The 14494-nt window shown below is 62.6% G+C and carries 12 protein-coding genes; 3 read left to right on the forward strand and 9 right to left on the reverse strand.

The features are described from left to right. The first annotated feature begins 62 nt into the window (after positions 1-62). Positions 63-776, forward strand: a complete 714-nt coding sequence (locus ESZ53_RS08025) for a DUF981 domain-containing protein (protein WP_231595129.1) — start codon at positions 63-65, stop codon at positions 774-776. A gap of 20 nt (positions 777-796) precedes the next feature. Here the strand turns inward: ESZ53_RS08025 and ESZ53_RS08030 are convergent, their stop codons facing one another. The 5 genes from ESZ53_RS08030 to ESZ53_RS08050 all read right to left on the reverse strand — a co-directional run bounded on the left by ESZ53_RS08030 (position 797) and on the right by ESZ53_RS08050 (position 8818). Next, complete coding sequence (locus ESZ53_RS08030; protein WP_129072346.1) at positions 797-1855, reverse strand: ABC transporter permease; 1059 nt, start codon at positions 1853-1855, stop codon at positions 797-799. Beyond that, complete coding sequence (locus ESZ53_RS08035) at positions 1852-2808, reverse strand: ABC transporter ATP-binding protein (RefSeq protein WP_129072347.1); 957 nt, start codon at positions 2806-2808, stop codon at positions 1852-1854. Before ESZ53_RS08035 ends, ESZ53_RS08030 begins: the two co-directional genes overlap by 4 nt. A gap of 77 nt (positions 2809-2885) precedes the next feature. After that, on the reverse strand, positions 2886-3455 hold the full coding sequence (gene cysE, locus ESZ53_RS08040) for a serine O-acetyltransferase (RefSeq protein ID WP_129072348.1): 570 nt from the start codon (positions 3453-3455) through the stop codon (positions 2886-2888). A gap of 54 nt (positions 3456-3509) precedes the next feature. Continuing rightward, the gene (gene cysK / locus ESZ53_RS08045) at positions 3510-4448 is read right to left on the reverse strand and encodes a cysteine synthase A (RefSeq protein ID WP_129072349.1); all 939 of its coding nucleotides are present in this window, start codon (positions 4446-4448) and stop codon (positions 3510-3512) included. A gap of 179 nt (positions 4449-4627) precedes the next feature. Beyond that, on the reverse strand, positions 4628-8818 hold the full coding sequence (locus ESZ53_RS08050; protein ID WP_246837255.1) for an ExeM/NucH family extracellular endonuclease: 4191 nt from the start codon (positions 8816-8818) through the stop codon (positions 4628-4630). 283 nt (positions 8819-9101) lie between these two features. Here ESZ53_RS08050 and ESZ53_RS08055 point away from each other — a divergent pair, with 283 nt between their 5' ends. Both ESZ53_RS08055 and ESZ53_RS08060 read left to right on the forward strand, forming a co-directional pair. Next, positions 9102-9347 carry a hypothetical protein gene (locus ESZ53_RS08055; RefSeq protein WP_129072351.1) on the forward strand — a complete coding sequence of 82 codons (246 nt, stop codon included), beginning with the start codon at positions 9102-9104 and terminating at the stop codon, positions 9345-9347. Further along, entirely contained in the window at positions 9344-10342 is a 999-nt protein-coding gene (locus tag ESZ53_RS08060; protein WP_129072352.1) for an SRPBCC domain-containing protein, read from the forward strand. Before ESZ53_RS08055 ends, ESZ53_RS08060 begins: the two co-directional genes overlap by 4 nt. A 49-nt stretch (positions 10343-10391) precedes the next feature. Here ESZ53_RS08060 and ESZ53_RS08065 read toward each other — a convergent pair whose 3' ends face one another. The 4 genes from ESZ53_RS08065 to kynA are packed head-to-tail and all read right to left on the reverse strand — an operon-like array spanning position 10392 to position 14451. Further along, positions 10392-11210 (reverse strand): PaaX family transcriptional regulator C-terminal domain-containing protein, encoded by an 819-nt coding sequence (locus ESZ53_RS08065; protein ID WP_129072353.1) that lies wholly within the window; start codon positions 11208-11210, stop codon positions 10392-10394. 6 nt (positions 11211-11216) lie between these two features. Then, entirely contained in the window at positions 11217-12452 is a 1236-nt protein-coding gene (locus tag ESZ53_RS08070) for a kynureninase (RefSeq protein WP_129072354.1), read from the reverse strand. Then, positions 12449-13597, reverse strand: coding sequence for an amidohydrolase (locus ESZ53_RS08075; RefSeq protein WP_129072355.1), 1149 nt, complete (start codon positions 13595-13597; stop codon positions 12449-12451). The genes ESZ53_RS08070 and ESZ53_RS08075 overlap by 4 nt, the downstream gene beginning before the upstream one ends. Continuing rightward, positions 13594-14451, reverse strand: coding sequence for a tryptophan 2,3-dioxygenase (gene kynA / locus ESZ53_RS08080; RefSeq protein WP_129072356.1), 858 nt, complete (start codon positions 14449-14451; stop codon positions 13594-13596). The genes ESZ53_RS08075 and kynA overlap by 4 nt, the downstream gene beginning before the upstream one ends. Positions 14452-14494 lie beyond the last annotated feature (43 nt).

Raw genomic sequence — 14494 nt, forward strand, 5'->3', positions numbered from 1 at the left:
CGCACTTAACGGCAGAATGGGCAACTTTGACTAGTACCGAGGTGAGGTGTTAACTGGCGATTATGGATCAAGGATTAGTAATCGACTGGACGCAAATGCCGACCTACAACACGATCATGGCGGTGGCTGCCGGTGCAGGCCTGCTCAGTCTCGTGTTGTTTGCTCGCAAACTCATGGCCGGAACCGACGTGGAGTTCCGAGGGTATGCCGTGAACTTCGGAGTCTTGGGCGTCATTCTCACCGTGACTGGCGCACACATGACGTTGACGTGGCCCTTCGCGGCCTACTTCCCCTTCGACAACATCATCTTCGGCGAGCCCAGCCTCGCGTTCGGCGTGCTGCTTCTCGCCGCAAGCTTTGTACTCTGGCGTCGCGCATCCGTGCTCGAAGAATCCAAGGATGCCGCCCGCGCGATCGCTCGCACCGCTGAGCCTCTCGGCGTTCTTATCTTCGGTCTCGGCCTTGCCCTCGTAGCAATCGCGTTCGCCGGAGTGATCTTCCAACTCTTCGCCGCCCCGCCCGAGGAGCCCATTTCTGGTGCATTCGCCGAGTGGCCCTGGGTTGAAGCGATCTTCATGTCGGGCCTCTTCGCGCTCGTCGGCCTCGGAGCACTGCTGTTCCCGTTTGCCACCCGCAGCTTCGCCGTCCGCAGCGCTCCCACCAAGGTTCAGTGGGTTACGGCTATCGCCCTTGCTCTCGGCGGAGTCGCATTCCTGCTGTTCGGCGCGCTCAACTTCTTCACCCACATCGGCCTCATCGTTAACACGATGGGCTAACCCCGCGAGGGCCGCGTCGTCTAGGCGATGCGGCTACCGCGGCTCAGCTTTGCCGCCGGAGTCTTGGTACGAGCCCAGGCGCCGATCAGCAGCGCCCCAGCGAGCACGAGATGGGTTGCGAGCCCCACGGCCCAACTCGGAGTTGTGGACTCCATTACGCTACGTGCGGTCGGGGAATCGGGATACTGATCGAACTCTCCGACGACGCAGGTGTTGGCGTAACCGTAGTCCTGCGGAATTTGAGCCATGCGGGTGGTCAACTTGAAATAGCCGAAAAGGTCTGTCGGCTGATCGTTCGAGTCGAACGTGGTCGGCACGGCATCCGCCAAGATCACGTAGGGGTTTGCAGCGAGCGCACCCCAAAACAGGTCGAACCGGGGCGTTTGGTAGTCATATTCTTCGGGCTCCGAACACGAAATTATCTTGCCGGAGCTGTCGTATTCCATGCCATAGCTCGCGGTCTGAGTCGCGGTAGTTTGCAGTGCCAGCCCGCCAAGGGTGAAGGCGATAATCGTGCCAACGCTCAGCGCCGCTACGACCAGATACGTCACAACGATGGAGAACAGCGGGCGCGACATAAGCCCCGAAAGCCCCACTCCGACCGCGGCAACGACGCCCAGTTCAACCGCGAGCACAACGATAGACACGAGGATGGTGCTCGCGCGAAGCTGGCCAGCAAGAGCTGCGTAGACGAGGAACGGGATGGCGGCCGCCAAAAACGCGAGCGCCGTGATCCAGGCTGAAAGAAACTTGCCCACGATCAGTTGGCCGGTGGTGATGAGCGTCACTTGAGTGGTGGCGAGAGTACCGGCATCCCGATCGCCATTAATCGCGTTGCCACTCAAGGCAGGTGCCACGAGCGTGCCCAACAGCAGAACGAAATAGATGACGGTGGAGTAGACCCCCGCGGCGCCGTTGTCTGCACTGCCGAATCCGTACAGAGCGAATGACAGCAGCACCGTCACGATCAAGATGAGCGCGACGAAGACGGCAAGAAGGATGTACCAGCTCGTCGTGCGCACGCGCTGGCGCAGCTCGAGTGACAGAATCACTCCGACGCCGGAGATGAAGGGGCTCATTTGCTCTCCTCCGAGCTCAAGTCGATAAAGGCATGTTCGAGATCGCCCACAGCTGGCGCAAACGTGCTGATCGCAACGCCTGCCCCGACCAGTCGAGCAAGAAGTTCGGATGCTGCCGCTTCGCCGTCGAGCGCCACGAGCAGTTCAGTGCGGTCGGTCGCAATCGCTTCCTCCGCGATGCCGTCCGCAATGAGTGCCGCCCGCAGTGCCGCCACGTCGCTCGAGCGGATGCGCCAGGGTCGAGCCGTGGCGCGACTGCGCGCCAACGCCTCCGCCGATGCTGTGACGCCCTTCGAGAGGTAAACGGCGCCATCCGCCATTTCATCGAGTTCGGAAAGAACATGACTGGAGACGAGAAGGGTCTTGCCCTCGGAGGCAAGCCGACGAACGAGGGTGCGTAGGTGCGCGCGCGCCACGGGGTCTAAGCCCGAAGCAGGCTCATCGAGCAACAGCACTGCAGGGTCATGCACGAGTGCTCGGCCAAGACTGAGCCGCTGCTTTTGCCCTCGCGAGAGAACGCGGGTCGGGCTGTCGGCGAGATCGCCCAGATCAACAAGCGTGAGAATTTCCGCTGCTCGAGCCGCCGCCGTGGCTTTGTCCATCGCGTACATGCGCGCCGCGTAAGTCAAGGTGTCGCGCACGCTAATCGTCGCCCACGATCCCAGCACGTCGGGCATCCACCCCAACCGCGAACGGACCTCGGCCGTCTCACCGAAGGGGTCGTAACCGGCGATGCGGATGCTGCCGGCATCCGGCTTAAGCAACGATGCCAGCATGAGCATGAGCGTGGTCTTGCCCGAACCATTGGGACCGATGAGGCCAGTAACCGTTCCGGGCACGGCGACGAAACTTGCATCTCTAACCGCATGAACATCACCGAAGGAGCGAGCAACATTCGTGACGACGATGCCGCCAACGTCGGGATCAGCGGGCAGCAGCTCTGTAGTCACCATAACGCTGAGCATAACTTACTGTTGCGCCAGATCGTGAGTACCTTGGTCGCCTCCGTCGATGACGGACTAGGGGGCTGCTAGATGTAGATCGCGGGGTCGGTGTAGCCGAAATCGTCGACGGGGGCCTTGGTTCCGCGCTTGGGGCGCGCGACGGCGGGGGCACCGACGAGGAGAGAGTCGGCGGGAGCATCCGCAACGACAACGGCGCCAGCACCCACGACGGACCCGGAACCGATCGTGATGTTGCCCAGGATCGCGGCACCCGCACCCACGACGATGTCATTGCCGAGCGTGGGGTGGCGCTTGCCGCCTTCGGCGCTCGTGCCGCCGAGAGTGACGCCGTGATAGATGAGAACGTCGTCGCCGACGATGGCCGTCTCACCGATTACGACACCGGAGCCGTGATCGATGATCACGCGGCGGCCGAGCTGGGCCGCGGGGTGAATCTCTACGCCCGTCAAGAAACGAACGTACTGGGAGACCACGCGGGCAAGGAAGAATGCCCGCGCAGTCCACAACCAGTGCGCAAACCGATAACCCCACACGGCGTGCATTCCCGAATAGGTCAGCCAGATCTCGAAGGAGCCGCGGGCTGCCGGATCACGCCGGCGCACAGCAGCAATGTCTTCACGAGTTCGAGCAAACAATAGGGAGATCCGTCGTTAGTGGTGGTTAGCGATCAGCGGTTGAGGCGAAACGTCTTAGTCGACGAGGTCTTCGTACAGAAGCGTCGAGAGGTAACGCTCACCGAAGCTCGCGATGATGACGACGATGGTCTTGCCGGCGTTCTCGGGGCGCTTGGCCAGTTCGAGAGCGGCGTGAACCGTGGCTCCCGAGGAGATACCGGCGAGGATGCCCTCTTCGGCAGCAAGGCGGCGGGCCATGGTGACGGACTGCGTGATGTTGACGTCGAGAACCTCGTCGTAGACATCGCGGTCAAGAATCTCGGGCACGAAGTTGGCGCCGATTCCCTGGATCTTGTGCGGGCCGGGGGCTCCTCCGTTGAGGATAGCGGACTCTTCAGGCTCAACCGCGACGACCTTGATCCCGGGGTTCTGCTCCTTGAGGAAGCTGCCCGCGCCCGTGATTGTTCCACCGGTTCCGATGCCGGCAACGAAGATGTCGACCGTTCCGTCGGTGTCGTTCCAGATTTCGGGGCCCGTGGTGGCGTGGTGAATGGCGGGGTTCGCAGCGTTGGCGAACTGCTGAGCCGCTACAGCGCCCTCCGTGTTGGCAACGATCTCGGCAGCCTTCTCAACTGCGCCGCGCATACCTTCGCCGGCGGGGGTCAGAACCAGCTCGGCACCGAAGGCGCGCAGCAACATGCGGCGTTCCTTGCTCATGCTCTCGGGCATCGTGAGTACAACGCGGTAACCGCGAGCAGCGCCGACCATGGCGAGCGCGATACCCGTGTTACCACTGGTGCCCTCAACGATGGTGCCGCCGGGCTTCAACGCACCGGCCTTCTCGGCGGCGTCGATGATCGCAACACCGATGCGGTCCTTGACGCTGGCCGAAGGGTTCTGGAATTCAAGCTTCGCGAGAACCGTAGCGCCAGCACCATCCGTTACTGAGTTCAGCTGAACCAGAGGAGTGTTGCCGACAAGTTCGGTGACGTTCTTATAGATACGACTAGCCATGATTCAGGGGTTCCTTCGCAGGTTGGAGATCGATGGGAGCTTGCTCACCATAGTTAGTAGCAATCAGCGGGCCAACTTTATTTCATCAATCTGGAAAATTCTGCAACAGGCGCAACGCGAAAGAGGGCCCCGCAGCGCGGGACCCTCTTCGCATTGTGTGGCTAGCTGCCGGGCGTTATCTAGAAGACGAACACCAGTCGCGGGAAGCTAGAGCTCGACTCCACCGTGTCGTTACCGGAGTATTCGACCGTAATGAAGTGGATGCCACGGCTGAGCTTCGGCAGCTTCAGCGAGGCATTGCCGCGCTTGTCTACCGTGCTCGTGCCGACGGCGGTGCGACCGTCGTAGAAGGTCACCTCGCCCGCGGTCGTGCCATCCTTGCCAACCTTGACGCTCGCATCCGCCGTGACGGAGCGGTTGCCCCAGACGAACCAGGAGGAGAGGCTCGAACGGACACTCGAGGAGATCTTCTCCACCGATTGTGCGTCGGACTCAGCTACGCCATCCGAGTAACCGTCCTTGCTGGCCGTGACCTGCACGCTCAGTTCGGTTCCGATGTCGTCGGTCGTGATGCGGTAACGGCTGTCGGTCGCGTCAGCGATCGGCTCACCATCGCGCAGCCACTGGTAGCTGTAGTCCGGTGACTTTACGCTCCAGTTGCCGTTCGTGGCCTTCACCGTCTTGCCCACCTGCACGTTGCCCCGGATGCCCGGAGCCTTCGTGTTCTCGACGGCTTCAGCCGTGGTCGCAACCTCGATCGGAACCACGACAGCGGTATCCGTTCCCGGAACCGTGACGGTCAGCGCAAGCGTGCCCGAAGGTACGCCGGCGGGGATCGTAACGGTCACGCTAGCGCGGCCCTGCTCATCCGTGGTGTCGACGATGGTGCGGTCGATCGTTGCCGAACCGAGCACGTCGCCATCAACCGAAACCTCGACCGTGGTGGCGTCAGAGCCGCCGCGGCTGAAGGTGAGCGACGAGAGGTCGAGTGTGACATCGTCTCCGGGGTTGTAGCCGTCAGCATCCGGAGCCGAAACAACAGCACCAATCGCGCGCTGTTCGAGCGGCGGGTCAGCAATTGTGTTCTCTTCGAACCACTCGACCATGGACTGCAGGTCGACGCGGCCACTGTCGGCGCGATCCGTGCCCTCAGCGAGAGTGGCGAAGTTGTCACCACCGGCCGCGAGGAAGGAGTTAGCAACCACCGTGTAGCTGGCTGCAACATCCACTGCGACACCGTTGAGGTACATCGCGGTCACTCGCTCACCCTGCGCTGCGGCGGGGTTGTACGAATACGTGAGCCCCTCCGAAACACCGAGCTTGAGGAACGGACGCTGGGCACCCTCGGGCTGCCACTGCTCTTCGAGCACCGACTTGATCTGAGCACCCGTCAGCGACATCGTCGTGAGCGTGTTGCCGAAGGGCTGCACATTCGCAGCCTCGCGGTACGTGACGTTGCCGTCGGGGTCATTCTCATTCGAGGACTCGTACACGAGGTCGGTGCGCAAACCACCGGGGTTCATGAACGCGATCTCGGCACCTGAATCGGATGCTGCCCAGAGCTGAACGTCAGCAACAAAGTTGCCGATGGTCGACTCTCCACCGCGGTTCTCGGGGAACGGCGCTGCCTCCGTCGGAGTCTGCACCGCACGGTACATGCTGTCGGAGATTTCACCGACTGAAGCGTTGCCGAGTTCGGCAGCGGCGGCGGTTGCTTCGTCAACAATGGCCTGCACTGCAGCATCCGGCTCGAAGCCCTCAATCGGCAGAACCTCAGCGTCAAAGTCGATGATCTCCTTCGTTGCCGGGTCGACGTTGAGGTCGAAGTGACCGTAGTACGAACCGTACTGGCCGGCAGAAATCACCAGACGTGGGTCGTCCATGCCATCGACCGCAATCTCGTGGTCGTAGGCGAGGTGGGTGTGGCCCGAAACGATGGCCTGAATCTCCGGGCTCACGTCGGTGACGATCTGACCAAATGCCGAGTCATCCATCGAAGCGGCGATATCAGTGGATGCCGCACCTTCGTGAATCAGGAGAACGAGAACGTCGGCTTCACCGTTGGCGTCGTTTCCGTCGGTGAGGTAGTCCGCTACGCGGTCAACTTCTTCGACCACTCCGCGAACTTCGAGCGACGCGATTCCCTCGGGGCTAACCAATTCGTTGAGGTCTTCGGTGATAGCACCGATGAAGCCAACGGTGACGCCTTCAAACTCCTGCAGGAAGTACTCGTCGTACGCGGGAGCGTTGGTCTCGCGGTCGTAAATGTTCGCCGCAAGGTAAGGCCAGTCGGCGGCATCCAAGATGCGGTCGTCGACATCGGCACGGCCCTGGTCGAACTCGTGGTTACCGAACGAACTCGTGTCGAGCCCGATTTCGTTCAACACGTCGATCGTGGGCTGGTCGTTCTGGATGAACGAGGTAAACGTCGTGGCTCCGACGAAGTCACCGGCACCGACGAACGTGGTGTTGGGGTTCTGTGATTCCCAAGACCGAACCATTCCGGCGAGCATTGCTGCTCCCGGGATGCCGCGGTCAACTTCGATGCGACCGTGGAAGTCGTTCGTGGTGAGAATCTCGATCTCGACCGGCGCAGCCTCAGTGCTGAGGCCAATGCTGATCGGGTCGTGGTCGCTCGAACGGAAGACCGTTCCCGCTTCGGCCGCACCAAAGGCGTAGCCGCGGTCAGACCACTCGGGCGAGTTGATGTTCCAGACAGCAGCATCGGTCACGTGCTCAGCGAGCGACGGCGAGACGATGATGTGGTCGAGTGACCCCAGTTCACCATCGAAGCTGTAGGTGTACTCGTTGTCGCCTTCAGCGGCGAGAGTGTCAACAAAGCCGGCCTCGGTGAAGACCTGGATAGGGTCTTCTTCGGAGTAAGCGTTGAAGTCACCGAGAAGAACGACATTCTCGCTCTTGGTCTCGTCTGCAGAGATCGAGTCAACGAGGTCCTTGACGGCATTCGCTTGTTCAACGCGTTCCACGTTGAAGTAGCCCTGGCCGTCGGTCGGCTCGGTTCCCGAGCCACCCTTTGACTTGAAGTGGTTAGCAATCACCGTGATGAGCTCGCCGTTCGACTCAAAGGTTTGAGCGATCGGCTCGCGCGCGATGTCCCAGACGGTCTCGTCAACCTGCGTGAAGCTGTCGCCCGCAGGGGTGACCGCAGCAGGCTTGAAGATGATCGCGTTCGTGATGAAGTCGGTGATCGCAGCATCGTTGAGCGCTGCAGGCGTGCGAACGTAGTCCCACGTTCCCGCCCCGGCAGCAGCATTGAGCGCACCGACGAGATCCCTGAGCGCTTCGTCGAGGTTTCCGCCCAGCTTGATGGAGTTTTCGATCTCCATCAGGCCGACGACATCCGCGTCGAGCGAGTTGATAGCCGCGACGATCTTCGACTGCTGGATAGCGAACTCTTCAGCAGTGGCAGCGCCACGAGCATCCGAATCTTCACTCTTCAGCGTGGTGAAGTAGTTGTAGACGTTGAAGGCCGAAACCTTGAAGTCTCCACCAACGACAGGGGCCGATTCTTCACGCGGGTTCGTGGACTCGAACGTGGGGCGGTATTCCGCCGGGCTCGCATCGTTGATCGCTACGGTCGGCTGCAAACGCCAGTCGTCGAAGCCGTAGCTCAGAACGTACGGGTTCGCCGGGAACGCAACGGTGTCACCGTTGCGCACGACAGTGTCGGCCGAGAAGTACGGCTGCTCACCGGGGTGCGAGCTAGACGAGATCTGGCTGCTGTAGCCGTCATCGAGGAAGATGCGGCTGGCACGGTTAGCGGCGGCGATCGCGGCGGCGTCGGCTCCGGCATCCGTAGTCTCGGTGCTCTTGACAGCGAGCTCTTCTGGGCTGAGCCAGAGGGTGCCGTAGTTGTACAGCTGGTGGCTGGAGCTCACGAGGTAGTCGCCGGTGGGAGTGACGAGCATCGACTCAAGGGACTCGCGGTCGGCGCCAACAACACTGGCGTCGAGGGCAGAGGCCTGAACGAGGTCTGCCGGGTCGAGGTCAGCCGCGGCCGTGACCAGTTCGACTGCAGAGACCGAACCGAGCTGAGTCAGCCCGAAGTACTCATCGACGGCACCGGTAACGGTGACCTTGTCTCCGAGAGAGACGGCGGGGTTGGCGCTGCCGAGATAGACAAAGATTCCATCGGAGGCGCCCGGCGTGGCATCGGTTTCGCCACCCGATCCCGGAGTCTGGATGACGATCCCGCGGTAGCCAGAAGCCCCACGGTAGTCAGCGGTGACAACGCCCTCGACGGTGACGGTGTTGCCGACCATGGTGCTCGCGGCAGAAGTGCCTTGAACGTCGGCGATAGTTGCTGTTACTTCGGCGGCTAGGGCGGCCGGAGCTGTGATTGTGGTCAATGCGATAGCGCACGACGTGGCAAGAGCCCCGATCGTGAATCGCAGTGGCCGGCTACTTCGTGGATGCATAGCGGGCAGTCCCCTTATGAATTAGGAAATCGGCGGTCTACCCCATTACAGGGGTATTTGAGACGATAGCCCCGCCCACAGCTCATTCCAAGGTTTTAAACGGATTGCTCATGTGCGCGTAACCCATTGTTATTGTGCGCGGTTGAGATGGACTACTGAATTGCCTGAGCAACCTTGGTTGACACCGCGACGATTAGCAACGTAGGTTGACAGCATGGAATCTTCCCAGATCGCAGCGGTTGCCTCCGACACCCGTGACCCCAGGTCGGGGCTTCGCGCAGTGGCCTCACTGCGCATGCTGGCTGACACCCTAGAACTGCGCCAGGTCGAGGCCGCACTGCGCTCCGGCATGACGTGGCAGGACGTCGCTGACGCTCTTGGAGTATCCCGACAAGCCGCCCACAAGAAGCATGCCAAACGGGTCGACCCGACGATCCCGATGCCGAGGAAGAACGCATGAACAAGTTCGTTCGCAGTGCCCAGACCTCTCAATCCCTCTCCCTTGTCGCCATGGAAGAAGCGTCCCGGCTGGGGCTTCGCCAAGCCGATCTCGAACATCTGCTCCTCGCGCTCATCGTCAACGAACAGTCCGGCGGGCAGGCGCTGCGCAGCCTAGGCCTCACTATGGACGCCGCCCGCCGTGCAGTCGAAGATCAGCATGAGACTCAGTTGGCCTCCCTCGGCATCGAGGCCGCGTTCCCCGAAGCGGGAAGGATCGTGTTCCACGAAACGAACGGGTATGAGTGGAGCACCCGCGCCACCGACCTCATTGCTCGCGCTAGCTCCCGAGGCAACAAGGGCGACGCCTCAGCGGTGCTCCGCGAGCTCGCAGCAGAGCCCAGTGGGCTGATCACCAATATTCTTGATCGTCTTGGCACGACGGCCGATGCCGTGTTGGAACGTCTCGATCAGTACGACATGCCAGAGGCATCGACCACGCCCCCCGCGGCACCCACGCCAGCGGTGAAGGGCCGTGTCTCTGGAACAAGACAGACATTCGTCCCGGCATCTCTCGACGCAGTGTGGGAGTTTCTTACAGACCCGACAAAGATCCCCGAGTGGGAGATGGGCGTCGGCTCCATTGATCACGACCAGCGGGAGCCAGAGATTGGCGATGTCTGGCAAGGCCAAACACCCACAAGGCGGCCGGACGGCAAGCCGCTCAAGACGAAGCCCCAGTTTCGTCGCCGCAGTATCGAATTCGTGGCAGCGGACCGCCCCGACTACAGCGCCTGGCGCTTCGCCTACCCCGACTCTCCTCACAGCGTTTCTGTGCTGACAGAGTTCTCGCTGGAGCCCGCGGCCGGCGGCACCCAGATCACGATCACCACCTCGTGGACTCGCCACCCTGGATGGCGCAGGCTCGTCGGATTACCGTTTCGCCCTGCCCAAAAGTTTCTGGTGTGGTTCACCCTCTTCCAGATGGGCAGCGCGATCAGCCGCGCATTCCGATGACACAGGACTGCTCCGGCTCACGCCCTCTCCTCGCGGAGTGAATGCACCCTCAGCGTGCGCTGGAGCGGGCGAAAGCGTGGGCACGCGCCGCGAGCGAGCGCGAAAGGCGGCCGAAGAGATCGAGGCTCGCTTGCCCCGGCCAGTCCGCGGGCAGCGCCGAATTCGGCAGCCCGGGGTCGAGGTACGGGATGACCCTCCACTGATCCAGCGCGTGGATGTAACACGCAAAGGCTTCGGCGTCGCTCGACGCGGGGCCGACTAGAGCGGAGTGCTGCGCGAGAAAGCGGTCGTGTAGTTCACGCAAGCGGTCTAAGTCCCACCACTCGGCTGCGGCATCCGCAAACGAGCGATTTGCATCGGGGCGGCCGGCGATAAAGAGCGTCGCGCAGTCGCTGAGATCAAGGTCGTTGAGGATGCCCAAGACCTCTGTTTTTAGGTGAACGGGGCAGATCCACAGCCCGGTCGCGACGGTGCCACAGCCGATCCAGCCGAGACGACGCCGCAACTGGTGGCGGGCATCCCGGCGCGACTCCGGGATGGAAAACGAGATGAGACACCATTGGTCAGCTTCGCGCTGCTGGCGAAAGTTGAAAATGCGGCGATCGCCACTCTCAAGCATCGGCACGGCTTCGAGGTTCACCCGATAGCCCTGCTGGCCGTGCGCCATTTCTGGCACAAGGAGCCCCTTGGATTTCACTCGTGCGATGGCGCTGCGAGCGCCATTGGCCGGTACTCCCAGCGCCTCGAGGATGCGCACGAGATGCGCCGACGAGATCCAGCCCCCGAGCTGACGCAGTTGCGAGCCCACAAAGGTGCGCAGTAGCGAGGTCGCACTCCCCGGGCGGGAGTCGAAGTCATCCAGAATCACGGGCGATTACTGGGTGAGCTGCTCGTGAATGGCGGCGATGCCCAACTGAACTTCGGCGAAGGTTGTCGAGAGCGGCGATAATCCGAGACGGATGCCGTGGGGTCGACGGAAGTCAGGGATGATCCCCTGCTTCCAGAGTTCGGCGTTCACTGCGGCGAAGCTCTCGTGGTCGATCGTGACGTGGCTGCCGCGTTCGGCGGCATCCCGGGGCGAGCTGAGGGTAACGCCGAGCGGCACGAGCAGTTCGTCGATGAGCGCCAGCGCGTATTCGGTGAGGGCGATGGACTTGGCACGGATCGCGGGGATACCGGCCTCTTCGATGAGCCCGAGCATGTCTTGCATCGCGAGCGAGCCGACGATCGAGGGCGTGCCACTGATGAAGCGACGAATGCCGTCGTGGGGCGCATAACCGGGGCCCATTTCGAAGGGGGTGTTGCTGCCCATCCACCCCTGGATCGGCTGGGTCATGGCCTCGATGTGCTCGGCACGTACGTAGCCGAAGGCTGGGGAGCCCGGGCCTCCGTTGAGGTATTTGTACGTGCATCCGGCAGCAAGGTCGACGCCCCAGTCATCGAGCTGAGTCTCGACGACTCCGGCGGAGTGGCAGAGATCCCAGAGCACGAGAGCGCCCGCTTCGTGGACAAGCGCGGTGATGCCGGGCATGTCGGCGAGATGGCCCGAACGGTAGGCAACGTGGCTGATCACGACAAGCGCGGTGTTCTCGTTGAGGGCGGCCTTCATCTCGTCAGCGGTGACTCCCCCGTCGCTCGCGGGGTCGATCCAGCGCAAGGTCTTACCGAGTTCGGCCGCAATGCCCTCGACGAGGTAGCGGTCAGTCGGAAAGTTGCCGGTGTCGATGACGATTTCGCTGCGGTCGGGGCGAGCGCTGAGACCAGCGCGAATCAGCTTGTAGAGCACGACGGTCGTCGAGTCGCCGATGAAGGTTTGGCCGGGAGCTGCGCCGAGCGTTGCAGCACCGAGGCGGTCGCCGAGGGTCAAGGGCAGTTCGTACCAGGACTCGTCCCAGCCGCGGATGAGGCGGCCGCCCCACTGCTCGTCAACGAACTCCGCCAGGCGGGCGGCACTCGCAGTGGTGGGTCGCCCGAGCGAGTTGCCGTCGAGGTACGCCTGCACTTCGGCGGAGCGCACGAACTTGGCCGGGTACTGCTTGAGCGGATCGGCGGCATCGAAGGCTGCCGCCGCTTCGGCGCTTGTGTCAAAAGGTGCGGTCGTGTCGGTCATAGGTCGATCCTCCAGGCGGTCGGGATGGGAGTTGTGGCGGCAGAAACGGCCTCGTCGCCGCCGTAGTTCGTGGCGGCCACCCGTGCTGCGCTGGCAGCAAACTCGGGGTGCAGCAATTCGCGCGCGGTCACGACGGTGGCGGTCATCAGCCACGACGCGAGATTCGCATCCGCCCGCGGCACGGTTGGCAGGTAGCTCACGGTGCTGCCGAATCCGGGCAAGCAGAGAGCCCGCAAGAGAGCGTCGTAGCGCACGCCCGCATCCTGCAGCGCGGTCAGCTCGCGCTCGTTGAGCCCCGGAGGAAGGTCACCGTTGCCGAGATCAGTACCGTAGCGAACGGCGCCGCCGGCGGTATGGAAGCGGCTCAGGTTGTCGCTCGCCCGAGCAAAATCGCGACCACGCTGCCCATAGCCGTGGATGTCGAGGGTGCTGATCCACGAGTGGCGGCCAGCAAGAAAACGGGAATTCGGTTGCACCATCTCGGCGATCAGAGCGTCGCTAAGCTTCTCGGTCCACGGCGTATGGGCGAGGCGATCCGCTCCGGCGACAAATGCACGCTGCGCCTGGCCGACACCCTGCACGTGGGCCACCACTTCGGCGCCGCGGCTGTGCGCGTGCTCAACGAGAGCGCTCAGGGTGTCATCGTCGATGACCGGGCCATCGTCAGAATTGAGGGCGACCTTGATGAATGTGGCTCCGGCAGCAAGCTGCTCCGCGACCGCCGCCATTGCCTGCTCGCCGGTTTCGACCTCAGCCACCGCGAGCGTCGTCGCCCAGGCCCGATTGCTCGGATACCCGCCCGGCGCGGTGATGAACGCCGCGGCGTAGCGCACGGCCGGCACCGCATCATCGCCAGCCCACTCTCGAAGGCGATCCGGGTGCCCACCCAAGTCGTCGACGGCGGCGAGACCGCCAGCCACGAGAGCGCGCGGCTCCGTCAGCCCGAGGTGCACGTGCGCGTCGCGAAAGCCCGGAAGTAGCACTCCCGGGAGACGCACTGCGGTGGGGGTGGCGGCATCCGAAATCGGTCGGATGCCGTGAGGGCTCACCCGCACCGTGGCGGGGCCATGCCACTCCCGCAGCCAGTAGCCGTCGACGGCGTAGTCGACGCTGAGGGCAGGTTCGGAGGCTGGGTCGGCGCTCACGAGCGGCCAATCTCGGTGCGCACGGAGAACAGCTCGGGGAAGAAGGTGAGGTCGAGCGCTTTCTGCAGAAAGCCGACGCCGCTGGAGCCGCCGGTGCCGCGCTTCATGCCGATGATGCGCATGACGGTTTTCATGTGTCGGAACCGCCAGAGTTGGAAGTTGTCTTCGAGGTCGACGAACTCTTCGCACGCTTCGTAGGCGAGCCAGTGTTCGCTTTCGTTGTCGTAAATGTGGCGGAAGGTCTCGATGAGGTCGTCGTTTTGCTCGTAGCCTCGCGTGACATCGCGAGTGAGCACGGCCTCAGGCACTTCGTAGCCGTGGCGGCTGAGGTAGCGCAAGAACTCGTCGTAAACGCTCGGCTCGGCCAACAGCTTGCTCAACAGGGCGTGAGCTTCGGGATGCGCTTCGAAGACCTTGAGCATCCCCGCGTTCTTATTGCCGAGCAGAAACTCGACCGCGCGGTATTGGTACGACTGGAATCCGGATGAACTACCGAGGTAGTCGCGAAACTGCGAATACTCACTCGGCGTCAGCGTCGCGAGCACCGACCACTGCTCGGTGAGGGTGCGCTGGATGTGCTTGACGCGGGCGATGTGCTTGAGCGCCATCGACAGGTTGTCGGTCGCGATCAGTTCGCGGGCCGACAGAAGTTCGTGAATCACGAGCTTGAGCCACAACTCCGTGGTCTGATGCTGGATGATGAACAACATCTCATCGTGATGCTCGGGCTTGCTTTGCGGAGTCTGCGCGCTCAGCAACGTGTCGAGTTCTAGATACGAGCCGTACGACATCCGCTTACTGAAGTCGGTAACGATGTCATCTTCGAGGGCACGTTCGTTGTGAGTATCCGACATGCCGATACCCTATTGCACTATTGCGACGACCGCCACATTTCTG

The sequence above is a fragment of the Salinibacterium sp. UTAS2018 genome, assembly GCF_004118935.1.
Taxonomy (GTDB): domain Bacteria; phylum Actinomycetota; class Actinomycetes; order Actinomycetales; family Microbacteriaceae; genus Rhodoglobus.